The following is a 21,736-nucleotide window of genomic DNA, read 5'->3' as shown; positions in this document are numbered from 1 at the left end:
CTGGATCCGTGACGGTGGCCGGCCTCAGTCATACGCGCACGGCAGAGCGACGGCAGCCTTAGCGCGGCGTCGCCACCCCCGCGCGGAGCAGTTCGACGGTCGCCGCCGGTGTCGTGAAATGTCCCAGACGGTTCGGTTTCCCTGCACCGTGGTAGTCGCTCGAGCCGGTGACGAGCAGCCCGAGTTCCTCGGTGACCGCGCGGAGCGGCGGCAGCCAGTCCTCGCGGTTCTCCGGGTGTTCGAGTTCGATACCCGCAAGGCCCGCATGCGCAAAGTCGCGCACCGCGTCAGGTGGGGTCGGCGTGCTCTGCCGCTCAGCGACAGGGTGGGCGAGCACAGCCACTCCCCCCGCTTGGCGGACCAGTGTGATCGCGTCGATGGTTTCGAGCGCGAACGTGGGCACGTAGTACGGGGAGCGCGGGTGCAGCACCTCCGCGAAGGCCGCGCTACGATCCACAAAGTAGCCTCCTGCGACGAGAGCATCGGCGATGTGCGGCCTGCCAACGGCGAGCGTCTCGGAGGCACCGACAACGAGGTCCCACGTGATCGCGTAGTCAACGGCAAGGAGGTCAACCATGTGGCGCGCTCGGCCGAACCGCGATTCGAGCACCTTGTCGAGCGCGGCCATGAGCTCGCCCTCGCCGGGGTCGATCCCGTAGCCGAGGAGGTGGCGCGACTTCCAATTGTGCTTCGTCGTGAGCTCGATGCCGGGCAGGAAGTCGATACCGTGGCTGTGGGCGGTGTCGCGTGCTTCCGTCCATCCGTCGACGGTGTCGTGGTCGGTGAGGGCAAACCCCGCGAGCCCGAGCCCCGCCGCTTCAGCCGCGATATCGCTCGGTCTCGTCGTACCGTCCGAGTGCACGGAGTGGGTGTGAAGGTCGTAGCCCGGGCGCCCTGTCATTCCCACAGTCTATGGCGCGTCAGGGTGCCGTGTAGCCGCCGTCCACGAGGTGGTAGCTGCCGGTAATGAAAGACGCCGCGTCGCTCACCAGGAATACGATGAGTTCGGCCACCTCCTCGGCCGTGCCGAGCCGTCCCATCGGGTGCTTCGCGATGAGCGCGTCGCGCGTCGCGGGCGACGCATTGTCGAGCAGGGCAGTGTCGATGTAGCCGGGACCAACGGCGTTGACGCGTACCCCGTGCGCGGCGGTCTCCAGCGCCGCGGTTTTCGTGAGGCCGACGACCGCGTGCTTACTCGCGACGTAGGCTGGCGAGCCCGCACTCCCCACACTGCCGAGAATCGACGCGATATTGACGATGGCGCCGCCACCGTGTCCGAGCATCTGCGTGGACTGGGCGCGCACGCCGCGGAAGACCGCGGTGAGGTTGAGGTCAATGACCCGCTGCCAGTCGTCGTCGCTGTAGCTCGCGGTCGGGCCAACCGCGCCGCCGATGCCGGCATTGTTCACCGCGATCCGCACCGGTCCGAGCGCTGCCGCTTCCCGGATGGTCTCCGCGATAACCTCGGTCGCGCTTGCGTCACCGACGACCGCAGCAGCCGTGCCGCCCGCTGCCATGATGTCCCGCACGACCGCCGCGGCTGCGTCGCCGTTGAGATCCTGCACGACGACGCTGGCGCCGTTGCGTGCCAGCAGCAGCGCAACCGCGCGGCCGATCCCTGACCCGGCTCCCGTGACAATCGCGGATCGATCTTGCACGTCATACTTCGCCATGTCTGGCCTCCTGTTCGGTGGTCCGGGCGCGCGCCGCGCACCCGGAGTGCTCACCGTACGCCTCGGCCCTGGGCTTGTCCCCAACACCCAGCGAGAAATGGGAGGATAGAGCAATGACGGAACATGCGAATGCCACCCACGAAGCGGAGATCGACAACTCGAACCGGAGCACCACTCCGCAATCGGACACTTTCCTGAAGTACATTTCAACGAGCTGGGCTGACCGGGTCGATGAGCTTCCCGCTGAGCTGCCTGTCGCCAAGTTCGCGGCGGATCGCCGAGCAGCGCTCGCCGCGCAGTTTGCCGGCAAGCGCCTGGTGATCGCGGCTGGCGCCCTCAAGCAGCGCTCAAACGACACGTTCTACCCGTACCGCCCACACAGCGCGTTCGCGCACCTCACCGGCTGGGGCTCGGAGTCTGAACCCGGCGCGATCCTCGTGATCGAGGCGTCTGGCGAGACAACGCTGTACTTCCGTGAGCGCGCGGGGCGCGACTCCGACGAGTTCTTCGCGAACCCGGAGATCGGTGAGTTCTGGATCGGGCCACGCCCGTCGCTCAAGCAGGTTGCGGCGCTCCTCGGCACCGCAACGAAGGATCTCGCGGAGTTCGTGTCGGCGGACGGCGACGTCACGCTCGACGACGCCGATCTCGCGCAGGCCGCATCCGACTGCGCCTCGTGAAGGACTCGTACGAGCTTGCCGAGATGCAGGACGCGGTTGACGCGACCCAGCGCGGCTTCAACGAGGTGCTCGCATCGCTCGGCGACGCGAGCGCGCACCCCCGCGGCGAGCGCGTCGTAGAGGGCGTCTTCAACCACCGCGCACGCCTCGACGGCAACGAGGTTGGCTACGAGACGATCGCAGCCGCAGGCCCGCACGCGTGCACGCTGCACTGGATCCGCAACGATGGCCCGGTGCAGGAGGGCGACCTGCTCCTCCTCGACGCGGGTGTCGAGCTCGACAGCCTGTACACCGCCGACATCACGCGGACGATCCCGATTTCGGGCACGTTCTCTGAGACACAGCGCAAGGTCTACGAGACCGTGCTCGAGGCAGCTGACGCCGCTCGCGCGATCGTGAAGCCGGGCATTCGCTTCGGCGACGTGCACGACGCAGCGATGGCAGTGATTGAGCGCGTCACCCGCGAGTGGGGCTTCCTCCCCGAGGCCGACGGCACCCCGTACCACCGCCGCTACATGGTGCACGGCACGAGCCACCACCTCGGCCTCGACGTGCACGACTGTGCACAGGCACGGCGAGACATGTACCTCGACGGCGTATTGGAGCCCGGCATGGTCTTCACGATCGAGCCTGGCCTGTACTTCCAGCCGGATGACCTTACGGTTCCCGCGGAGTTCCGCGGCATCGGTATCCGCATCGAGGACGACATCGTCGTCACCGAGGACGGCTGCGTCAACCTCTCGGCGAACATCCCGCGCACAGCGGACGATGTTGAGGCCTGGGTACAGGGCGCACGCAAGGCGTAATACACGCGAACGGGCGCGGACGAGGGACATGGTTCTTCGTCCGCGCCCGTTCCCGTATCTGGCCTCGGCCCCGGCCCAAGCGAAGCCAAGAAATTCACCCGCTATCCATGCTTCCGGGTTACGGTGTCAGCTATGAGCGACATACGTCCCACCATTGCACGCCAGGCCGTCGTCGCGGCGGTCATGCTCGCTGCCGTCGCCGCGATATCGGGCTTTGGCGCGCTCGCCTCGGCCTCGAACGTCGACGGCTGGTACGCGAATGTCACCAAGGTGCCGTGGGATCCGCCGAACGCGGTATTCGCCCCCGTGTGGACGATCCTCTACATCCTCATTGCGCTTGCAGGGTTCCTCATCTGGCGTTCCGGTTACCGAGCGGGCACACGCAACGCGGCACGCGGCGTGCTCGCCCTCTTTGGTGTCCAACTCATACTCAATGCCAGCTGGACGCCGATGTTCTTCGCCGGCTACCCGGTGTTCGGAGAACCCGCGTGGGGCGTCGCGCTCGCGATCATCACCGCGCTCATCGTCACCGTCGTTGCGCTGGCTGTCGCCGCGGCCAAATGGACAAAGTTGGCGAGTGCGATCATGGTGCTCTACCTGCTGTGGCTGTCGTTCGCCGCAACGCTGAACCTCGGCATCATCGTGCTGAACTAGCGCAGCACGACAGCGTTACTGCTGCGGGGCGTCGCCCGTCAGCAGCCTGCGTGCCTCGTGCAGCAGTTCGTCCTCGGTGACGAGGTCGTAACGGGTGGCGACCATCTGCATGACCGACGAGAAGTCGCGGCGGTTGCGGTTGAGCGCGTACGAGAGGAGCCCGAAGAGCATGCCGAAGCCCGCGCCGATGACAATCGCGGAGAGGAACACGCCGCCGATGCCGGCGTTGTCTGGCTGGAAGATGAAGAGCAGCAGGCCGAGGAACAGGCCAAGGTATGCGCCAGAGAGCGCACCCATCCAGGCGATCTTGCCGTAGCTCAGGCGGCCCGTGACGCGCTCGACACTGCGAAGGTCGTTACCGAGAATCGATACCCGCTGCACGGGAAACCCGCTGCGCGCGAGCACGTCGACGGCATGCTTGGCGTCTTCGTAGCGATCGTAGGTCGAGATAATCTCGCCCTTCGGGATCTCAGGCTGGATCGGCGCGCGCGAATTGGGGAAACCGGGGGTGCTCATGTCTTGATTCTTCCACAGGGACCACAAAGATGCGCGTATTCGGGTGATATCCCCCTATCCGATTCTCAGACTCGCGCAGCGGCTGAGAACCATTCGTGTGCACTGATGGGCTGCTCCTGGAATCGTCACGGGTACCCCACCGGCGAGTCTCGACCTTCCTACAGCTGATACTGGCCCGCGGACGGTACCGTAGAGGGGTGAGCAGTTCGCGGGTATTCGTCGGCCGCCTTGCCGGTCGAGGCGTGTTCGATCCCGTTGGGGATCAGATCGGCAAAGTTCGTGATGTCCTCGTCGTCTACCGGGCAGCCGCGGCTCCGCGTGTCGTCGGCCTCATCGTCGAAATTCCTGGCAAGCGTCGCGTCTTCGTGCCGATCGGCAGGGTGACGTCTATCGCGTCGGGTCAGGTCATCACGACCGGCCTCATCAACATTCGCCGCTTTGAGCAGCGACGCGGTGAGACACGCATGATCGCCGAAATGATCGGCATGCGTGTCGACCTGCGCGCAGCGCCGGCGGGCGCTCCGACGCGCGCCACAGTCGAAGACGCGGCGATTGAGCGCACCCGCACAGGTGAGTGGGTCGTATCCGAGTTGTTCGTGCGCACGCCCAAGGTCGGTTCCGGTTTCGGGCGCGGCCCTGCCCACACGGTGAAGTGGGCAGACGTAGCCCGCCCGAGTGAGGACGGCGGCCCGCAGTCGGCGGAGCTGCTCGTGCAAACCCTCGTGGACCTCAAGCCGGCTGACCTCGCCACGACCCTGTTGGAGCTCCCGCAGGCTCGTATGGCGCCGGTGCTCGACGAGCTCGCGGACGACCGTGTCGCCGACGCACTCGAGGAGATGAGCGAGACCGATCAGATCGCGATCCTCGGGCTCATGCCCGCTGGCCGCACGGCCGACGTCCTCGATCGGATGGAACCGGACGACGCCGCCGACCTCATCGCGGCGCTGCCAGCGGCTCGCGGCGAGGAGCTCCTCGATCTCATGGAGCCCGAGGAGGCCGAGGACGTGCGCCGATTGCTCGAGTACGAGTTCGACACCGCTGGTGGCCTCATGAGCCCCACACCGATCGTGCTCGCCGCCGAGTCGAGCGTGGCGGAGGGCCTGGCGATGATCCGGCGCGCCGAGGTGCCGCCAGCGATGGCGAGCGCCGTCTACGTCACACACCCCCCGTACGAGACCCCCACTGGTGAATACCTCGGCATGGTGCATTTCCAGCGCATGCTGCGGTTCCCGCCGCACGAACGGTTGAGCGCGCTCCTCGACGCCGAGATTGAGGCGGTGCCGGTCACCGCGAGCGCGGCGGAAGTCTCGAGGAGGCTTGCAAGCTACGACCTCGTCGCGCTGCCCGTGGTCGATGATCAGCAGCGCCTCGTCGGCGTTGTGACCGTCGACGATGTACTCGACCACCTCCTGCCGGCTGACTGGCGGCATGCTGATGACGCGGAGGACCGCGCATGAATCGCTTCAGTCGCCGCCGAGACCTCGGTGCTCCGCTCGCTGGCCGAGCAACTCGTGGCCCAGCGGGCAGTCGCGTCGACGGCAATGAGCGGTTCGGCCGTTGGACCGAGGGAATCGCCCGCGGCATGGGCACTCCGTGGTTCCTCCTCGCGCTCACGCTCTTCTGCGTGCTCTGGCTCCTCTGGAACACGTTCGGGCCGCAGCACCTCCGTTTCGACTCCCCCGCGCTCGGCTTCACCGCGCTCACACTGATCCTGTCCCTGCAGGCCTCGTATGCCGCGCCGATGATTTTGCTCGCACAGAACCGTCAGGACGATCGCGACCGCGTGCAGATCGAGCAGGATCGCAAGCAGGCTGAACGCAACCTCGCCGACACCGAGTTTTTGGCGCGCGAGGTCGTCGCCCTCAGGATCGCACTCAAGGATCTCCCTGATCGCGAATTCCTCAGGCAAGAGCTCCGCGCGCTCCTCGCGGAGCTTGAGCAGGACGCGCCACCGGAGATACCGACGGACACCACGAGGGGGAAGGATCCTGATCATGACTGAGCACAGCCGCAACGAGGCTGAGCAGCGTCTGTGGGACGCGCTCTCGCTGGTGAACGATCCTGAAATCCACCGTCCCATCACCGAGCTCGGGATGGTCGGCGAGCTTCGTGTTGACGCTGCCGGCGCCGCCGACGTGCCGCTCAAGCTCACGATCGCCGGCTGCCCCGCCGCGCAGCGCATCGAACGCGAGGTCACCGAGGCCACCCTCGGGACCTCGGGCATTACGGTGGCGCGAGTCGACGTGAGCGTCATGAGCCCAGCCGAACGGCAGGCGTTCGTCGAGACGGTGCGCGGGCCCGCGCGGCCCGTGCAGTTCGGGCCCGACTCACTCACCCGCGTCATCGCGGTCACGAGCGGCAAGGGTGGCGTCGGCAAGTCCTCGCTCACCGCGTCGCTCGCCGTCGCGCTCGCACAGCAGGGGCTCTCGGTCGGGCTCATCGACGCCGACGTGTTCGGCTTCTCGATCCCCGGCATCCTCGGCCTCAGTCGCGACGGCGTCACCGAGCAGCCGACGCGCGTCGGCGAAATGATCATCCCACCCGAGGCACACGGCGTCCGCGTGATCTCGATCGGGATGTTCCTCGGCGACGCGGATCCCCGATCCACCGCTGTCTCGTGGCGGGGCCCCATGCTGCACCGCACGATCGAGCAGTTCCTGCGCGACGTCTGGTTCGGCGACCTCGACGTGCTACTGCTCGATCTCCCGCCCGGCACCGGCGACGTGGCAATCAGCGTCGGCCAGCTCCTCCCCCAAGCCGAGGTGCTCGTCATCACCACCCCGCAGGAAGCGGCCGCTGACGTTGCCGTGCGCAGTGCCCTCGTCGCACGCCAGACGGGCCAGAAGGTTATCGGGGTCATCGAAAACATGTCCGGGCTCGCGCAGCCCGACGGCAGCATCCTCGAGTTGTTCGGCACCGGCGGCGGTGCGGCCGTCGTGGATCGCTTGAACACCTCAGAGAGCGCTTCCGGGCAACAGCCCGTGCGGCTGCTCGGCAGCGTCCCGCTCAGCCCCGACTTCCGCGAGGGCGGCGACAGCGGCGAACCCGCGGTGCTCACCTCTCCGGAGGATCCGGCCGCTGCGGTCATCCTGGGGATCGCAGCGAAGATCGCGTCACAGGGCCGAGGACTGGCAGGGAGATCGCTCGGGGTCACACCCCGCGCCTGAGCTACTCGGCTTAGGTCGCCTCGTCGTCAAACCTGACGGAGAGCGTGCCGTCATCGGCGATGCCCTGGCGCGCCCTGCGGGCCGCCGCGAGTTCCTCAAGCCGCTGGCTTCGTTCGCTCTGCCGCGCCTCACGCTCGTCCTCGACGAGCGCGTCGCGGATGATCCGGCGGGGGTCGTACTGCCGCGGGTCCAGCTGCTTCCAGTCGACGTCGTCGAACTCTGGACCCATCTCGTCCTTCAGGCGATCCTTCGCACCATCAGCGGCGCGCTTGACCGATCGAACGAAGTCACTGAACTTCTTCGCGTACATGGGCAGCCGGGTGGGACCGAGCACAAACATCGCGATCACCAAAATGATGAGGATCTTCTCGAATGACAGCCCGCCCATTCCATCATCGTACCGAGAAGCAGGCCACAATCTCGACTCGCGGCGCCCTCCGGGGTGAGCTTCGGGGCAGCTCACAGCCACAAGCCGCGCGGTCACGGCGAGCCAGTGGGCAAAATGCGCGCAGGCGCTCTATCCTAAAGGCGGCAGAACGACGGAGGACAGAGGACACGTGAGCAAGCTCGAACGCAACTGGCAGTACACGGAGCAGTACCCGAGCGAGACAGACGCGCTCGTTCGTGCGCGCCGGGTATCGCTCGAACTTGGTATTGAGCCCGTGTCCCGCGCCGTGTCAGCCGAGCTCTCCGCGCTCGCCGTGCTCTCGGGCGCGCGCGCAATCTGCGAGATCGGCACGGGAGTCGGAGTCAGCGGCCTGTCCCTACTGCGGCACCGCCCAGAGGCGATCCTCACCTCGATTGAGATCGAGCCCGAGCACCTGCGCGAGGCCCGAAACCTGTTCTCCGAGGCAGGTATCCCCGCTTCCCGAGCACGCCTCGTCGAGGGCGATGCGCGTCACGTCATGCCGCGCCTGAACCTCGCCGCGTACGACATCGTGTTGCTCGACGCCGAGCAGTCGCAGCTCCTCGAATACTTTGAGCATGCCCTCGGCATCGTCCGCCCCGGCGGCGCAATTGTCGTGCCCAGCGCTCTCGCGCACGGCCGCGTCCCTGACCCGGCATCCCGTGATGAGGCCACGCAGGCTCTCCGCGATCTCCTTGCCGTCGTCGCAGACTCCGCAGCGATCGCTTCGGCTCTTGCGCCGACCGGCGATGGCCTACTCACCGTCGTACGCCTCGACGGCTAGACACGGGCAGCGCAAGGTGCGCCACTACAGATAAAAAATGAGGGCCCCGAGGGGCCCTCATTTTCTCGCTGGTGAACCGGCTCAGTCGCCGAGCACCCCCGCGAGCACATCGCGAAGCTCGGCAGCCTCCTCGTCATTGACTGACACCACCAGACGGCCACCGCCTTCCAGGGGAACACGCACCACGATAACGCGGCTCTCGCGAACCGCTTCCATGGGCCCGTCTCCGGTCCTGGGTTTCATTGCCGCCATGACGCCTCCTCGCATGTTTGGTCGTTCATCTCTATTATCCCAGGTCAAGCGGGCTCACGGTAATCCTTTGAACTATATATGCAATCACGAGTCATATTTCGCCGCATTGTCGCATACAATGATCGATCCTGCGCGCCGCGGCCGTGATCGCTGCGGCGCCGACGCCCGAAGCCGCACGTCGCTCCCTGGCAGGCGGATCCTTGGAACACAGGCGGTCTTCGCGCGGTCAACTGGCATACGAGCTGTTGCCGAGGACATACTCGACAGTGAGATCGTTCGTACGAATGCGTGCCGAGGCGTCACCGGCGTGCAGATCGATGAGCACGACGGTACGCCGGGGCGAAAGGTCGCATTCGTCGCGAGGGCGATCGGGGCTTCCTGCGCTACAGAGTCGGACCCCGTTGAAACTCACATCGACGAGGTACGGGTCGAATGCCGCTTTCGTGACGCCAATCGCTGCAAGTACCCGGCCCCAGTTGGGATCCTGACCTGCAATCGCCGCTTTGAAGAGGTTGTTCCTGGCGACTGCGCGCCCCACTTCCTCGGCGTCCGCGTCGGTCTGCGCTCCTTCAACGACAATGTCGATGCTGTGTGAAGCCCCCTCCGCATCCTCCTGCAGTTGGCGGGCGATCGTATCGCAGACCGCTGTCAGCGCCTCCGCAAATGCCTCCTGGTTCGGTCGCACGCCAGACGCCCCTGATGCCAGCAGCGTGACTTGGTCGTTCGTCGACATGCACCCGTCGGAGTCGAGTCTGTTAAAGGTTGTTGCGACGGCTCCACGAAGCGCCCCGTCGAGTTCCTCGGAAGAGATGACTGCGTCCGTCGTAATCACGACCAGCATCGTAGCGAGCCCCGGCGCAAGCATTCCCGCGCCTTTGCCGATGGCGCCAACGCTCCATCCCTCGCCAGTATGCGAAGCGGTCTTCGCGATCGAGTCAGTGGTGAGAATCGCCTCTGCAGCGTGGTGTGACCCGTCGAGCGAGAGCCCAGCACAGAGCTCGGGGATTCCCCCGAGGAGGCGTGCCCTGAACGCTTCTCCCCCACTACCGATGAGCCCCGTAGAGCACACGAGCACCTGCTCCGCCCCGGTCCCCGGCAACTCTGCTGAGACGGCACCCGCGGCCAGCTCGACGGTTTCATAACCAAAGGGACCCGTGAAGCAGTTCGCGCCTCCGGAGTTCAACAGCACAGCGTGCGGTGTAGTTACTCCGTCCATGACTTTCCGACTCCAGCGCACCGGGTGCGCCTGGGCACGGTTCTGGGTAAACACGACCGCGCAGGCGCGATCCGGCCCTTCATTCACCACGAGGGCCAGATCGGGCTTGCCTGAGGGCTTGATTCCGGCGGCGATCCCGCTCGCGCGAAACCCCCTTGGCAGGGTTACTGACATAGAGACACGCTTTCCTGGGTCACGGACGGATTAACCGAGGAATGCCGCGGACGGCATATCAAGGTTGAACTGCTTGACAGTCTGGAAATCTTGCATCCCCTCGACTCCGCCCTCCTTGCCATATCCTGAGTATCCGATGCCACCAAACGGACTGGAAGCGTCAGCAACGAGCCCCTTGTTGATACCGAGAACGCCAACGTTGAGGGCGTGTGCGACTCCGAAAGCCTGGTCGATGTCCTGGGAGAAGACGTAGCCAGCAAGCCCGAAAGGAGTGTCGTTCGCGCGTGCGACCGCTTCAGCAGGTGTGCGGAAGGTTCCGACGACAGCGATCGGCGCAAAAATCTCGGCGGACGAGATCGATGCCGTTTCAGGCACGTTGGTGAGCAGCGCCGGATGCATAAAGAACCCGGGACCGTCAGGCTGGGTGAAAGCGCATGCGTTCGCGGCGCCAAGCTCCAGGGCACCTGTGACGAGGTCATTCACTTGCCCGTGAGCACGCTCGCTGATGAGCGGTCCGAGGTCTACGCCCTCCGCAAACCCCGACCCCACTGTGAGCGCGTTGAGGCGCTTCGCGAGCTCGGCGGTGAACTCCTCGGCGATGCCCTCTTGCACCAAGAACCTGTTCGCTGCAACGCAGGCCTGCCCTCCGTTCCGGATCTTTGAGATGACGGCGCTCTCGACGGCACGCTCAAGGTCAGCGTCATCAAACACGAGAAACGGTGCATCCCCGCCGAGTTCCAACGAGAGCTTCTGGATGTGCTGCGCTGACTGCTCAATGAGCATCGAGCCAACCCGGGTGGAGCCAGTGAATGAGACCTTCTTCAATTGCTGATCGGACATCAGTGCCCGCGACCATCCGGCCGAGTCGGACGTCGTCACGACTTGGAATGCCTCAGGGGGTACGCCGGCGTCAACGAGCACGTCACCGAGTAGCAGCGAAGTCAACGGCGTAGCTTCCGCTGGTTTGAGGATCACGGAACAGCCGGCGGCGAGCGCGGCAGCTGATTTGCGCGCGCCCATAGCCAGCGGGAAGTTCCACGGCGTGATGAGCAGTGCGACACCTACGGGCTGCCGGGTGACAATGAGACGGGCGCCCCCGCCCGGGGCCTCACGATACCCACCGTGAGATCTCACAGCCTCCTCGGAGTACCACCTGAAGTAGTCCGCTGAGAAGCGCACTTCGGCGCGCGCCTCTTCAAGCGGCTTTCCCATTTCTCGCGTCATGGTTGCCGCGAACGTGTCGATGCGTTCGAGGAGCATATGAGCGGCGCGCGCAAGCACATTCGAGCGACCGCGCGGAGTGTGTTTGGACCAGTTGTCGAAGCCGCGGGTAGCGGTCTGCATGCAGTGTGCTGCCAGGGATATCGGCGTGTCAGCCACTTGCGCGATTCCGCCTCCGGTCGCGGGATCCACGACAGCGAATCGTTCAAACGTTGAGGTGTCAGCTCCTGGAATTCGTGCGCCAGTGTCGAACGTGGCGAGGAACGCGTCGTGCGCATCGAGTGTGGGGAACGTAGGCATGTCGATGGGTCCTTCTCAGATGGTGTGCGCCGTGCTATCGGCTGGTTCGTCGCGCACAGTTCGGAGAAATGCCCGGGTGCGCTCGTGCTGGGGGTTACCGAAGACAGCTTCGGGCGATCCAGTCTCTACGATGTAACCGTCCGCCATGAACACGACTCGGTCGGCGACCTCCCGGGCGAACGTCATCTCGTGTGTCACCACGACCATCGTCATCCCCTCGGCGGCAAGCTTCTTCATCACGTCAAGCACCTCGCCGACCAGTTCGGGGTCAAGGGCGCTCGTCGGTTCGTCAAAGAGCATAATGCTCGGCCGCATCGCAAGAGCTCGAGCAATCGCTACACGCTGCTGCTGTCCCCCCGATAGTTGTGCCGGGTAGGCATCTGCTTTCTCGGGAAGCCCCACTCGGGTGAGCAGCTCGCGGGCATGCTCCTCACTTGCCCGACGGTCGGCTCGCTTCACCTTCACCGGGGCAAGCATGACGTTCTCAAGAACTGTCATGTGCGGGAACAGGTTGAAGCGTTGAAACACCATTCCTACCTGCTCGCGGTGCTTCGCGATTTGTTTCTCGCTGAGTTCGTAGAGGGTGTCGCCGTCACGGCGGTAGCCAGAGAGCTCGCCGTTCACTGCAAGCAGGCCGTCGTCGATGCGTTCGAGGTTGTTGATGCAGCGGAGAAACGTCGACTTCCCAGACCCGGAAGGTCCGAGCAGCACAACGACTTCGCCCTTATCAACGGTCATGTTGATGTGTTTCAGTACATGGTTGTCCCCAAAGCGTTTGCTGACGCCCTCGGCCCGGATCACGGTTGCTTCGCTCATCGTGTTACTCCAAAGGTGTTTTTCAGCCAGCGCTTCTTCATACTCGGGGCAGCTTCGCCAGCGAACCCACGGTTCATCCGGCGCTCCAGCCAGCTCTGTAGGAAGGTCAGCACGGTTGTCATAAACAGATACCAAATTGAGGCAGTGAACAGCAGCTCAATGACCTTGTAGTTGAGTGTGTAGATGCGGAAGGCCCCATTGAGCAGCTCAGATACCGAAATCGTGTATGCGAGCGCAGAGGTTTTCAGCATCGCAATGAGCTGGTTCCCTGCAGGCGGCAGGATAATCCGAAGCGCCTGCGGCAACACCACAGACAGCATGACTCGGCGCTTCCGCATGCCCAGCGCGAGCGCAGCCTCCGCCTGCCCCTTGTCTACCGCCAGCAACCCGGCCCTGACGATTTCCGACATGTAGGAGCCCTCGTTGATTCCGAGTGCCAGGATTGCGGCGAGGAACGGTGTCATGATGGTATTCGTGCTCACAGTCCACATCCCGAAGAAGGAGACAGTGGGTATGACAAGCGCGATATTGAACCAGATCAGGAGTTGGACAAGAACCGGGGTTCCTCGGAATAGCCAGGTGTAAAAGCCCGCGGCACCCGAGAGCACTCGGTTCTTCGATTCCCGCAACAGGGCGGTGACCACTCCGAGCATGACGCCGACAAGCATCGAGATGACCGTCAGTTCCAGCGTCGTCACGACTCCGCTGAGGATCTGGGGGTCGAAGAGGTACTTCAGGGTGACCGCGTAGTCGATGTCGGCAAAAACGAACGCCGCGATGACACCGGCGATCACCAATAGGACGAGTACTGCGGCGATCGCTGAACCCACGCTCTTGTGCCGGACGAGTTTGAATAGTTGCTCGTCCTCACCGGGGAGGGTGATCGTCATCGTGTTCGGAGTGGCCATGCTCGTGCCTATCGTCCGTTGTTAATCAGTGATTCGGTGAGAGCAAGGTCGCTGACGCCCCACTCCTCGAGAATGTCCGCATAGCTGCCGTCCGCGATGATCGCGTTCATTCCTGCAAGCAACACGTCGCGCAGTTCAACGTCATCCTTGTTGAGCATGATTCCGTAGACGCTATCCCCCAGCGTCAGGCCCGGGATGAGTTCGACAGCCCCTTCCGACTGTGAGACTGCGTAGGAGCCGACTGCGCCAAGAATGACGCTTGCATCAACACCGCCCTGGCGGATCTGAAGAATTCCGGCCTGATCGCTGTCGAGCATCTGAATCGCCACCGGCTCCTTGCCGTCTGCCACGCACTCGGCGCTGAGCTCCTCGACTTGGGTGATCTGGATAGTCCCCCGCGTGCCGGCGACCTTCTTTCCACAAAAGTCCTCGACCGCAGTGAATTCGCCCACCCGGTCAGGGGCGGTAATAAAACCAGATGCCGCTTTCAGGTACGTCACATAGTCGTAGACCTCGGCACGCTCATCTGTATAAGTCATCGAAGCGAGCAGGGCATCGTATCGTTTCGACTGGATGCCGCTGAGAGCAGCCTCTGTCTTCACGTCCTGCCAGTCGAACGGTACCCCGATCTGTTCGCTCAAGGCGCTTGCGATATCGACGTCAATACCTTTCACCGTCTTGCCGTCTTCCTGCAACCACTCGAACGGGGCGTATGTCAGATCCCCGGCGTTGACGATCTTCCCGGCCTCTTTGATCCGATCGGGCAACTGCTCGTATAGCGGGGCGTCGGTGTTCACGGTGGGCGCTACCGCTTCTCCAGCCTGACCGCCATCCGGCTGCGCACAACTGGTCAGCGCCAGCACTGCACTACCTACGATGCACGCGGCCACTGCTCCACGTTTCATGTTCATAGAACCCTCCTTTGGGTATGGAAAAACTCACGGTTTGGCGGCCCGGAGTCGACTTCATCGCTGGACCGCCCCGGCTGCACGGATATCAGAATACACAGGTTGCACGTTGCATGCAACTTAAATTAAGCTTCGATTGCTCGCCCCATATTCCGGGGAAGAATCGGCATAGGAGGCCGCATGGTAACGCAGTCGTTGAGGAGTTTTTCCTCGCCTCACCTGCGGCCGTCAGGCCGCAACTTACCCCTGCCCGGCGGTTGCGAGCGCTACAGCCACTCGAGCTGTTCGGACACCCACGCTGGTCCGTGCTCGGGATCTCCCGCAGCCTCCTGCGCAAGCAGCAGGTGGGCGGTGTTCTTGATGTGCCGCTTCATCTCGGCAGAAGCCACATCGGCGTCGCCCTGTGCAATCGCTGCAACGAGACCTGCGTGGTCATCAACGAGCTCCTGCCCGGTTCTCGCCGTTGAGGTTGTTCCCACTCCCCGAGTCAGCACCAGGTTACGCAGGTCCATGAGTAGGCCAGAGAGCCTGCTGTTGCCCGACGCCTCCGCGATGAGGATATGCAGGTCGCGATCCAATACGAGCAGCTGTTCCGGGTCGGAGGTGGCGTCACCCATGGCGGTGAAACACTCCAGGATCGCGGCAAGCTGTTCGTCGCTCCGCACGCGTGCCGCCTGGCCAGCAGCAGGTACTTCGAGCATGAGTCGCAATTGGAAGACTTCGAGCAGGTCTTCCAACGTGGTGGCGAGAATCGTTGCCCCGCGGTTCTTTTCAATGCGCACCATGCCCGCCTGCTCAAGCTGCAGCAGCGCGTCACGAATCGGCGTCCTCGACACTCCAATCCGTTCAGCCAACTGCACCGCAGACACCATCGTGCCCGGCTCAAGTCGGCCGCTGGTGATCTCCGAGCGAATCTGTTCCATCGCCCGGCGAGCCAAACTGTCTTGTTTTGAGAGCTTTTCCACACCCCCACTATGGCACTTCTGAAAGAGGTACGTATGCACACACGACGCATCGCGGTGATCGGAGGCGGCATCATCGGCGCCTCCGTCGCAGCGCAACTGACCGCGAACAACGATTCGCACTCGGTCGTTCTATTCGAGAAGGAGAGTGAACCGGGCACGCACCAGACTGGCCACAACAGCGGAGTTGTGCACGCGGGGCTGTATTACCCGCCAGGTAGCTTGAAAGCACGACTCACCCGGCGGGGCGTCGAACTGTTAGAAGCGTATGCAACGTCGCGCGACATCCGCTACGACGCCTGCGGCAAGCTCGTCGTCGCTCACACCGAGGGACAGCTCGCACAGCTCGACATCATTCTAAGAAAGGCACAGGCAAATGGCGTTCCCGATGTCGCAATCATCGGCGAGGATGCCATGCGACAGATTGAGCCACACTGCGTTGGCACCGCGGCGATCCACTCCCCGCATACCGCGATCGTCGACTACCCCGGTGTCACCCGCGCACTGCTTGACGACGTCCGGCAAGCAGGCGGCGAGGTCCGGCTCGGCACTACGGTTTCTCGGATTTCCCGCCGTGGCACCGAGCAAATTGTGGAGTCGTCAACCGGCGACGAGGCCTTTGACTATGTCATCGCGTGCAATGGCTTGCAGTCAGACCGGCTTGCCAAACGCTCCGGTGCAGGCAAATACCCAGCGATCGTTCCGTTCTCGGGCGACTATTACAAGCTCGCTCCGGAAAAGGCAGCGCTCGTGAACGGCCTGCTGTATCCGGTTCCAGACCCCGACTATCCGTTCCTTGGCGTGCATCTCACCCGCACTGTCGATGGGGACGTCACTGTTGGCCCCAACGCTTTTCTGTCGTTCGCTCGTGAGCAGTACAGTCGTTTGGGTTTCAATCTTCCCGACGCCCTGCAGATCGCCTCGTCTTCGGCATTCTGGCGGTTCGCCCGCCACAACCTCGGTGAGGCTCTCGACCAGCTTCGCACCGCCAACAAGCGTTCGTTCCTTTCCGGCGCACAGGATTTCATTCCCGGCCTGGTGTCGGCAGATCTCAGCCCGGGCCCACGCGGCATTCGCGCGCAAGCTATGAACGCCGACGGTTCCCTCGAAGACGACTTCGTCATCCAGCGCTTTGACAACGCTGTCTTCGTGCGGAACGCCCCCTCACCCGCAGCAACCTCAGCAATGGCAATCGCGGAGCACATCATCGAAGAGATTCTGGCCGACGATCGGCTCACCAAGCCGGGTCGCAACACCTAAACACCCCCACACACCACCCATTACAACAGAAGGAGACCACCTCATGAGTCAGACACAGACTGCCCTCACTATCGCCATCACCGAGGCTCACGCGGCCTCAAATTACGCGCCAGTACCGATCGTGCTTACAGAGGGCGACGGCGCGTACGTCACCGACATCGAGGGTGTTCGCTACCTCGATTTCCTCGGAGGCTTCTCGACCATGCTGTTTGGCCATCGCCCGCCACGGATCACGGCAGCCGCCCACGCTCAGCTCGACCGGCTGACGCTTACCTCGCGCGCGTTCTACAATGACGAGCTCGCCGCCTGCGTACAGGAGCTCACTGAGCTCACCGGCTTCGAACGCGTACTCCTCATGAACACTGGTGCCGAAGCGATCGAAACCGCGATCAAATGTGCCCGCAAGTGGGCGCACACGCACCGCGCACTTGGCGAGGATGAGGGCGTCATCATCACGTTCTCCAAGAATTTCCATGGCCGCACCAGCACGATCATCTCGGGCTCCGACGATCCCGTCGCGCGGGCCGGCTACGGGCCCTACACCCCGGGTTTCGTCACCGTACCGTTCGGCGACATGGAGGCCGTGCGGCAGGTCGCAGCAGCATCTCCTGTCGTTGCTGTCCTCATCGAACCGGTCCAGGGCGAAGCCGGCGTGATTCTGCCCCCTGCCGGGTTTTTTGAGGAGCTTCGTGAGTTCACGACGGCGGAGCGGATTGTCTTCATCGCCGACGAGGTGCAGTCCGGCATGGGCCGCACCGGCAAGCTCTTCGCATCTGAGCACTTCGGCGTGCGTCCCGATCTCGTTGCTGTCGGGAAGGTCCTCAGCGGCGGGATCCTCCCGGTGTCCGCGCTGCTTGGTGATTCCGCGTTTCTCGATGTTTTTACCCCGGGAAGCCACGGGTCGACGTTCGGCGGCAGCCCGTTTGCGTCAGCCGTCACACGCAGCGTGATCGCGGAACTGCGCGATCCTGCGTTTCTCCCCCGAGTGTCGCAGCTCGGCGACGTCCTTGCTGAGGCACTCGCCCTTCTCTCGGAACTACCGGAAGTGACCGCAGTCCGGTCAATTGGACTCTGGGCCGGCGTTGACATCGACCCGGCATTCGCGCCCGCGCAGGCAGTTGCACAGGAGCTCCGCAACCGGGGCGTGCTGGTGAAAGATACCCAGGGCAAGACTCTCCGCATGGCGCCGCCCGCTGTGGCCACCGAAACCGAGATCCGCGATGCCATCGCCCTCATCGGCGAGTGTGTGTCCGTCTTGCGCACCGCGGCCTAAACGCCAGATGCCGGCGCCACACTCCGAGGTGTGACGCCGGCATCTGGGTTACCTCACGACTAACTAGCGGCCGAGGTGGCGCTCCGGTGAGCCCAAGTAAAGCTGCTGCGGGCGACCGATCTTGGTCTGCGGGTCGAGTCGCGCCTCGCGCCACTGCGCGATCCAGCCGGGGAGCCGGCCGATTGCGAACAGCACCGTGAACATACGCGTCGGGAAGCCCATCGCCTTGTAGATCACGCCGGTGTAGAAGTCGACGTTCGGATAGAGCTTGCGCTCCTTGAAGTAGTCGTCCTCGAGCGCGATCTGCTCGAGCTCCTGCGCGAGGGCGAGGAGCGGATCGTTCACACCGAGCTCTTCGAGCACCTTTGCAGCGCTGTCCTTGACGATGCGTGCGCGCGGATCATAGTTCTTGTAGACGCGGTGTCCGAAGCCCATAAGCTTCACGCCGTCTTCCTTGTTCTTGACCTTCTCAACGAAGGTTTCGACGCTCTGACCTGAGTCGCGGATCTGGGCGAGCATATCGAGCACTGCTTCGTTTGCGCCGCCGTGCAGCGGGCCCGAGAGCGCATTGATGCCAGCGGAGATCGAGGAGAACATGTTCGCGCCGGTGGAGCCGACGAGGCGCACGGTCGACGTCGAGGCGTTCTGCTCGTGATCGGCGTGGAGAATGAGGAGCTTGTCGAGCGCATCAACAAGTACGGGGTTCATCTCGTACTTTTCGGCCTTATTGCCGAAGTTCAGTCGGAGGAAGTTCTCGACGAAGCTCAGATTATTGTCCGGGTACAGGAACGCCTGGCCAATCGACTTCTTGTGCGCGTATGCAGCAAGCACGGGAAGCTTCGCGAGCAGCCGGATCGTGTTCACCTCAACGAACTCGGGCACCGCTGTGTCGAGCGAGTCTTCGTAGTAGGTCGACATCGTCTGCAGACCGCCGGAGAGCACTGCCATCGGGTGCGCGGTGTGCGGCACGCCTTCGAAGTAGTACCGCATGTCCTCGTGGAGCAGCGTGTGTCGGCGAATCTCGTTGTCGAAGCCCGCAAGCTCATCCGCAGTGGGGAGCTCGCCATAGATGAGCAGGTAGGCGACCTCGAGGAAGGTCGACGCCTGCGCGAGCTCGTCAATGGGATATCCGCGGTAGCGGAGGATCCCGGCTTCGCCGTCGATGTACGTAATCTCGGACTTCGTCGAAGCCGTGTTCACAAAGCCGTAGTCAAGTCCGGTGTAGCCGCTCTGCTTCGTGAGCGAGCTGAGGTCGATCGCGTCGGGCCCATCAACCGAAGGAATGATTGGGAACTCAGCGGATCCTCCGGGGAAGCTCAGCTTGGCGGTGGCCTGAGCCGCAGGTGTTTCAGTCACGTCATCTCCTCGTGAGGTCCGTTCGAGCACGCCCCAAGGTGTGGGCAGCGATCTTTTTCACCCTACCTCCAAACTGGGCGCTCCCGCACCAATTGGCTCATTCATGCCGGTTTCTGACAGAAAGTACTTTGACATCAAACAAAATTCGCACTTTCCGCACCCAGACTTCGGCGTGTCCTGAGCCGCCAATGGCGCTCACCCAGCGGAGCTCCGGGCTACTGCTCCTGCGGCGGGAGCGCAGCGATAATCGGGTGGTCGAAATCGTAGACGCCCACCTTCGCCGCACCACCGGGCGAGCCAATCTCGTCGAAGAACTCGACGTTGGCCTTGTAGTACTCGGACCACTCTCCGGGGAGATCGTCTTCGTAGTAAATCGCCTCTACCGGACACACCGGCTCGCAAGCCCCACAGTCAACGCACTCATCTGGGTGGATGTACAGCATCCGGTCACCCTCATAGATGCAGTCGACCGGGCACTCGTCAACGCAGGCACGGTCCTTCAAATCCACGCACGGAAGAGCAATCACGTAGGTCACTGTGCCCGCCTTTCACTCGGCCAATTGAATGCTCCCATCCTATCGGCGTCGGTCACATTTTCCTTGGAGCGCGCCCGCGGCGCCGCTTCCCAGCCCCTTGCGATTCCCAAGCTCGTGTCTTAGAGTGCAAACTCCGACGAATGTTTGAAATTTGGCTCATTATCGATGCGCACTACAGCCGCGATAATCATGACGATGGGGTCCCCAAATGCACACGCAACCGCCCGTTTCCCACTTTCCTACCGACATCTCGGCGACGATCACCGCATCGTGGCAGCGCCGGGTCGATGCGGCGCCGGACGCGCCCTGCATCACGTACTTCGATCGCACCCTGTCTGCCGCGGACGTAGATGATCTGAGTTGCGCCCTTGCCGCAGCCCTCATCGACCGTGGCGTTCGCGCCGGGGATCGCGTAGCGGTCTCGCTGCAGAACATCCCGCATTTTCCCATCGCCATGCTTGCGATTTGGCGCGTCGGCGGGATCGTGGTGCCGTTGAATCCCATGTATCGCGCCCGCGAGCTCAACACGGCGCTCAGCTCATCGGGCGCCGTCGGCCTGTTCTGTGCGCCGGAGGCTGTGGGCATAGTGACAGAGGCAGCACCAGGAGCAGACCTCGCGTGGGTTCTGACAGCAGACGACCGGCAGTTCCAGCAGGAAAACGATCCCCGGGTGTTTCCCCCGCGTACCAGCGACCCCGCTGCAACCGTCACGGGTGAGCGACCGTTTGTGCTGGGTGAGATGGCCAACGATCTCGAGCACTTCGCCGGCGAGCGACCGAGCCCGGTTCCACGCAAGGCGAGCGATATTGCCATGCTCAGTTATACGTCAGGCACCACCGGCCCCGCCAAGGGTGCTCAGACCACGCACCGCTCCGTACTGCTCGTGGCATTCCACTTCATCGACTGGGGCGGGCTCAACGCCGATGACCGGATCCTCGCGCTCGCGCCGCTCTTTCACATCACCGGCTCCGTGATCATCGGCATTGGCACCCTCCTCTCCCCCGGCTGCCTGGTGTTCCTCAACCGGCCACGCCCTGATGTCGCGCTCGAGGCCTTCACGCGTCACCGCGTGACCGTCGCCATCGCTCCCATCACCATGTATACGGCGCTGTATGAGCTGCCGCACGCTACCCGCGAGGACTTCGCGTCCGTGCGTCAGCTGTTCACGGGAGGCGCGCCGGTGCCGCCCGCGAAGGTCGCCGCGTTCGAGGAACGATTCGGGCACTACATCCTCAACGGGTATGGCCTCACCGAGTCCAACGCGGGCATCATTGGTGTCGGCATTGGCGAACGGGCGCCCGTACACGAACCGACAGGCACGCTGTCCGTCGGAAGGACCATGGCGGGGATATCCATCCGCATTCTCGATGACGACGGTACCGAGGTTCCGCCCGGCGCCGCCGGACAGCTTGAGCTGTCCGGCGAGCAGCTCGCCAGCGGCTACTGGCAGGAACCGGAAGCCACAGCCGAAACCTTCCCCGAGGGCCGGCTGCTCACCGGCGACGTTGCGATCGTCGACGAAGACGGCTGGATCTTCCTCATCGACCGAATCAAGGATCAGATCAACAGCTCGGGCTACAAAGTCTGGCCGCGGGAAGTCGAAGACGTACTGTACGAACACCCCGCGGTGCGGGAGGTCGCGGTCGTGGGCGAGGCCGACGACTATCGGGGCGAGGCCGTGCTCGCGTATGTGTCGCTGCGAGAGGGGATGAGCACGACGCAGGAGGAGCTCATCGCGTTCGCACACGACAGGCTTGCTGCCTACAAGAGTCCGCGCCGAGTGGAGTTCATTGACGAGCTCCCGAAGACGCTCACCGGCAAAATCAAGCGTCGCGAGCTGCGCGACCGGCCAGCGCAGGCGTGAGAAG

Annotated in this window: 21 protein-coding genes and 1 pseudogene; 9 read left to right on the top strand and 13 right to left on the bottom strand. The window is 63.8% G+C overall.

Features of this window, described 5'->3' with window-relative positions:
- Positions 1–58: 58 nt before the first annotated feature.
- The gene (locus AUL38_RS02325; protein ID WP_059058926.1) at positions 59–901 is read right to left on the bottom strand and encodes a PHP domain-containing protein; all 843 of its coding nucleotides are present in this window, start codon (positions 899–901) and stop codon (positions 59–61) included.
- Between the two features lie 19 nt (positions 902–920).
- Positions 921–1,673, bottom strand: a complete 753-nt coding sequence (locus AUL38_RS02320) for an SDR family NAD(P)-dependent oxidoreductase (protein WP_059058924.1) — start codon at positions 1,671–1,673, stop codon at positions 921–923.
- A 113-nt stretch (positions 1,674–1,786) separates the two neighbouring features.
- On the opposite strand from AUL38_RS02320, the pseudogene AUL38_RS02315 reads away from it, so the two are divergent.
- Together AUL38_RS02315 and AUL38_RS02310 are read left to right on the top strand one after the other, a co-directional pair.
- Positions 1,787–3,159, top strand: a pseudogene (locus AUL38_RS02315) (aminopeptidase P family protein).
- Positions 3,160–3,291: 132 nt separating this feature from the next.
- Positions 3,292–3,813: a TspO/MBR family protein gene (locus AUL38_RS02310; protein ID WP_083506532.1), complete on the top strand. Its 522-nt coding sequence runs from the start codon at positions 3,292–3,294 to the stop codon at positions 3,811–3,813.
- 15 nt (positions 3,814–3,828) lie between these two features.
- Here the strand turns inward: AUL38_RS02310 and AUL38_RS02305 are convergent, their stop codons facing one another.
- Positions 3,829–4,329, bottom strand: coding sequence for a general stress protein (locus AUL38_RS02305; protein WP_059058920.1), 501 nt, complete (start codon positions 4,327–4,329; stop codon positions 3,829–3,831).
- 197 nt (positions 4,330–4,526) lie between these two features.
- Between AUL38_RS02305 and AUL38_RS02300 the strand changes: the two genes are divergently transcribed.
- The 3 genes from AUL38_RS02300 to AUL38_RS02290 are packed head-to-tail and all read left to right on the top strand — an operon-like array spanning position 4,527 to position 7,496.
- Complete coding sequence (locus tag AUL38_RS02300; RefSeq protein ID WP_059058918.1) at positions 4,527–5,786, top strand: magnesium transporter MgtE N-terminal domain-containing protein; 1,260 nt, start codon at positions 4,527–4,529, stop codon at positions 5,784–5,786.
- Positions 5,783–6,331, top strand: coding sequence for a DUF1003 domain-containing protein (locus tag AUL38_RS02295; protein ID WP_059058916.1), 549 nt, complete (start codon positions 5,783–5,785; stop codon positions 6,329–6,331). The genes AUL38_RS02300 and AUL38_RS02295 overlap by 4 nt, the downstream gene beginning before the upstream one ends.
- Positions 6,324–7,496 carry an Mrp/NBP35 family ATP-binding protein gene (locus AUL38_RS02290; protein WP_059058914.1) on the top strand — a complete coding sequence of 391 codons (1,173 nt, stop codon included), beginning with the start codon at positions 6,324–6,326 and terminating at the stop codon, positions 7,494–7,496. Before AUL38_RS02295 ends, AUL38_RS02290 begins: the two co-directional genes overlap by 8 nt.
- Positions 7,497–7,506: 10 nt before the next feature.
- Here AUL38_RS02290 and AUL38_RS02285 read toward each other — a convergent pair whose 3' ends face one another.
- Positions 7,507–7,884: a twin-arginine translocase TatA/TatE family subunit gene (locus AUL38_RS02285; RefSeq protein WP_059058912.1), complete on the bottom strand. Its 378-nt coding sequence runs from the start codon at positions 7,882–7,884 to the stop codon at positions 7,507–7,509.
- A 169-nt stretch (positions 7,885–8,053) separates the two neighbouring features.
- Between AUL38_RS02285 and AUL38_RS02280 the strand changes: the two genes are divergently transcribed.
- Entirely contained in the window at positions 8,054–8,686 is a 633-nt protein-coding gene (locus AUL38_RS02280) for an O-methyltransferase (RefSeq protein ID WP_059058910.1), read from the top strand.
- An 81-nt stretch (positions 8,687–8,767) separates the two neighbouring features.
- Here AUL38_RS02280 and AUL38_RS16750 read toward each other — a convergent pair whose 3' ends face one another.
- The 7 genes from AUL38_RS16750 to AUL38_RS02250 all read right to left on the bottom strand — a co-directional run bounded on the left by AUL38_RS16750 (position 8,768) and on the right by AUL38_RS02250 (position 15,404).
- Positions 8,768–8,938: a DUF3117 domain-containing protein gene (locus AUL38_RS16750; RefSeq protein WP_083506522.1), complete on the bottom strand. Its 171-nt coding sequence runs from the start codon at positions 8,936–8,938 to the stop codon at positions 8,768–8,770.
- Between the two features lie 226 nt (positions 8,939–9,164).
- A complete protein-coding gene (argJ, locus tag AUL38_RS02275) occupies positions 9,165–10,328 on the bottom strand; it encodes a bifunctional glutamate N-acetyltransferase/amino-acid acetyltransferase ArgJ (protein WP_059058909.1) in 1,164 nt (387 codons plus the stop codon).
- Between the two features lie 30 nt (positions 10,329–10,358).
- Positions 10,359–11,849: an NAD-dependent succinate-semialdehyde dehydrogenase gene (locus tag AUL38_RS02270; RefSeq protein ID WP_059058907.1), complete on the bottom strand. Its 1,491-nt coding sequence runs from the start codon at positions 11,847–11,849 to the stop codon at positions 10,359–10,361.
- 15 nt (positions 11,850–11,864) lie between these two features.
- The gene (locus tag AUL38_RS02265; protein WP_059058906.1) at positions 11,865–12,665 is read right to left on the bottom strand and encodes an amino acid ABC transporter ATP-binding protein; all 801 of its coding nucleotides are present in this window, start codon (positions 12,663–12,665) and stop codon (positions 11,865–11,867) included.
- Positions 12,662–13,573 carry an amino acid ABC transporter permease gene (locus tag AUL38_RS02260; protein WP_083506521.1) on the bottom strand — a complete coding sequence of 304 codons (912 nt, stop codon included), beginning with the start codon at positions 13,571–13,573 and terminating at the stop codon, positions 12,662–12,664. Before AUL38_RS02260 ends, AUL38_RS02265 begins: the two co-directional genes overlap by 4 nt.
- A gap of 8 nt (positions 13,574–13,581) precedes the next feature.
- Positions 13,582–14,484 carry an ABC transporter substrate-binding protein gene (locus tag AUL38_RS02255; RefSeq protein WP_059058903.1) on the bottom strand — a complete coding sequence of 301 codons (903 nt, stop codon included), beginning with the start codon at positions 14,482–14,484 and terminating at the stop codon, positions 13,582–13,584.
- Positions 14,485–14,747: 263 nt separating this feature from the next.
- Complete coding sequence (locus AUL38_RS02250; RefSeq protein WP_059058901.1) at positions 14,748–15,404, bottom strand: GntR family transcriptional regulator; 657 nt, start codon at positions 15,402–15,404, stop codon at positions 14,748–14,750.
- Positions 15,405–15,479: 75 nt separating this feature from the next.
- Between AUL38_RS02250 and lhgO the strand changes: the two genes are divergently transcribed.
- Positions 15,480–16,703, top strand: a complete 1,224-nt coding sequence (lhgO, locus tag AUL38_RS02245) for an L-2-hydroxyglutarate oxidase (RefSeq protein WP_059058900.1) — start codon at positions 15,480–15,482, stop codon at positions 16,701–16,703.
- A gap of 43 nt (positions 16,704–16,746) precedes the next feature.
- Positions 16,747–17,976, top strand: a complete 1,230-nt coding sequence (gene rocD, locus AUL38_RS02240; RefSeq protein WP_059058898.1) for an ornithine--oxo-acid transaminase — start codon at positions 16,747–16,749, stop codon at positions 17,974–17,976.
- A gap of 63 nt (positions 17,977–18,039) precedes the next feature.
- Here rocD and AUL38_RS02235 read toward each other — a convergent pair whose 3' ends face one another.
- Together AUL38_RS02235 and fdxA are read right to left on the bottom strand one after the other, a co-directional pair.
- Complete coding sequence (locus AUL38_RS02235; protein WP_083506531.1) at positions 18,040–19,332, bottom strand: citrate synthase; 1,293 nt, start codon at positions 19,330–19,332, stop codon at positions 18,040–18,042.
- 215 nt (positions 19,333–19,547) lie between these two features.
- Positions 19,548–19,868: a ferredoxin gene (gene fdxA / locus AUL38_RS02230; RefSeq protein ID WP_059058896.1), complete on the bottom strand. Its 321-nt coding sequence runs from the start codon at positions 19,866–19,868 to the stop codon at positions 19,548–19,550.
- A gap of 208 nt (positions 19,869–20,076) precedes the next feature.
- Between fdxA and AUL38_RS02225 the strand changes: the two genes are divergently transcribed.
- Complete coding sequence (locus AUL38_RS02225; RefSeq protein ID WP_059058894.1) at positions 20,077–21,732, top strand: class I adenylate-forming enzyme family protein; 1,656 nt, start codon at positions 20,077–20,079, stop codon at positions 21,730–21,732.
- Positions 21,733–21,736: the final 4 nt, after the last annotated feature.

Origin of the sequence: Leucobacter sp. G161, assembly GCF_001482305.1 — a bacterium.
Lineage (GTDB): Bacteria > Actinomycetota > Actinomycetes > Actinomycetales > Microbacteriaceae > Leucobacter.
The sequence above is the reverse complement of the archived record's forward strand: the minus strand, read 5'-3'. Positions and strand labels throughout refer to the sequence as shown.

Excerpts from the sequence above, each read along its gene's own strand:
- AUL38_RS02290 (WP_059058914.1), top strand. The coding sequence starts at position 6,324 with ATGACTGAGCACAGCCGCAACGAGGCTGAGCAGCGTCTGTGGGACGCG.
- AUL38_RS02285 (WP_059058912.1), bottom strand. The coding sequence starts at position 7,884 with ATGGGCGGGCTGTCATTCGAGAAGATCCTCATCATTTTGGTGATCGCG.
- AUL38_RS02320 (WP_059058924.1), bottom strand. The coding sequence starts at position 1,673 with ATGGCGAAGTATGACGTGCAAGATCGATCCGCGATTGTCACGGGAGCC.
- AUL38_RS02325 (WP_059058926.1), bottom strand. The coding sequence starts at position 901 with ATGACAGGGCGCCCGGGCTACGACCTTCACACCCACTCCGTGCACTCG.
- AUL38_RS02250 (WP_059058901.1), bottom strand. The coding sequence starts at position 15,404 with ATGGAACAGATTCGCTCGGAGATCACCAGCGGCCGACTTGAGCCGGGC.
- AUL38_RS02305 (WP_059058920.1), bottom strand. The coding sequence starts at position 4,329 with ATGAGCACCCCCGGTTTCCCCAATTCGCGCGCGCCGATCCAGCCTGAG.
- AUL38_RS02225 (WP_059058894.1), top strand. The coding sequence starts at position 20,077 with ATGCACACGCAACCGCCCGTTTCCCACTTTCCTACCGACATCTCGGCG.
- AUL38_RS02270 (WP_059058907.1), bottom strand. The coding sequence starts at position 11,849 with ATGCCTACGTTCCCCACACTCGATGCGCACGACGCGTTCCTCGCCACG.
- AUL38_RS02265 (WP_059058906.1), bottom strand. The coding sequence starts at position 12,665 with ATGAGCGAAGCAACCGTGATCCGGGCCGAGGGCGTCAGCAAACGCTTT.
- AUL38_RS02295 (WP_059058916.1), top strand. The coding sequence starts at position 5,783 with ATGAATCGCTTCAGTCGCCGCCGAGACCTCGGTGCTCCGCTCGCTGGC.
- lhgO (WP_059058900.1), top strand. The coding sequence starts at position 15,480 with ATGCACACACGACGCATCGCGGTGATCGGAGGCGGCATCATCGGCGCC.
- AUL38_RS02255 (WP_059058903.1), bottom strand. The coding sequence starts at position 14,484 with ATGAACATGAAACGTGGAGCAGTGGCCGCGTGCATCGTAGGTAGTGCA.
- rocD (WP_059058898.1), top strand. The coding sequence starts at position 16,747 with ATGAGTCAGACACAGACTGCCCTCACTATCGCCATCACCGAGGCTCAC.
- argJ (WP_059058909.1), bottom strand. The coding sequence starts at position 10,328 with ATGTCAGTAACCCTGCCAAGGGGGTTTCGCGCGAGCGGGATCGCCGCC.
- AUL38_RS02260 (WP_083506521.1), bottom strand. The coding sequence starts at position 13,573 with ATGGCCACTCCGAACACGATGACGATCACCCTCCCCGGTGAGGACGAG.
- AUL38_RS02310 (WP_083506532.1), top strand. The coding sequence starts at position 3,292 with ATGAGCGACATACGTCCCACCATTGCACGCCAGGCCGTCGTCGCGGCG.
- AUL38_RS16750 (WP_083506522.1), bottom strand. The coding sequence starts at position 8,938 with ATGGCGGCAATGAAACCCAGGACCGGAGACGGGCCCATGGAAGCGGTT.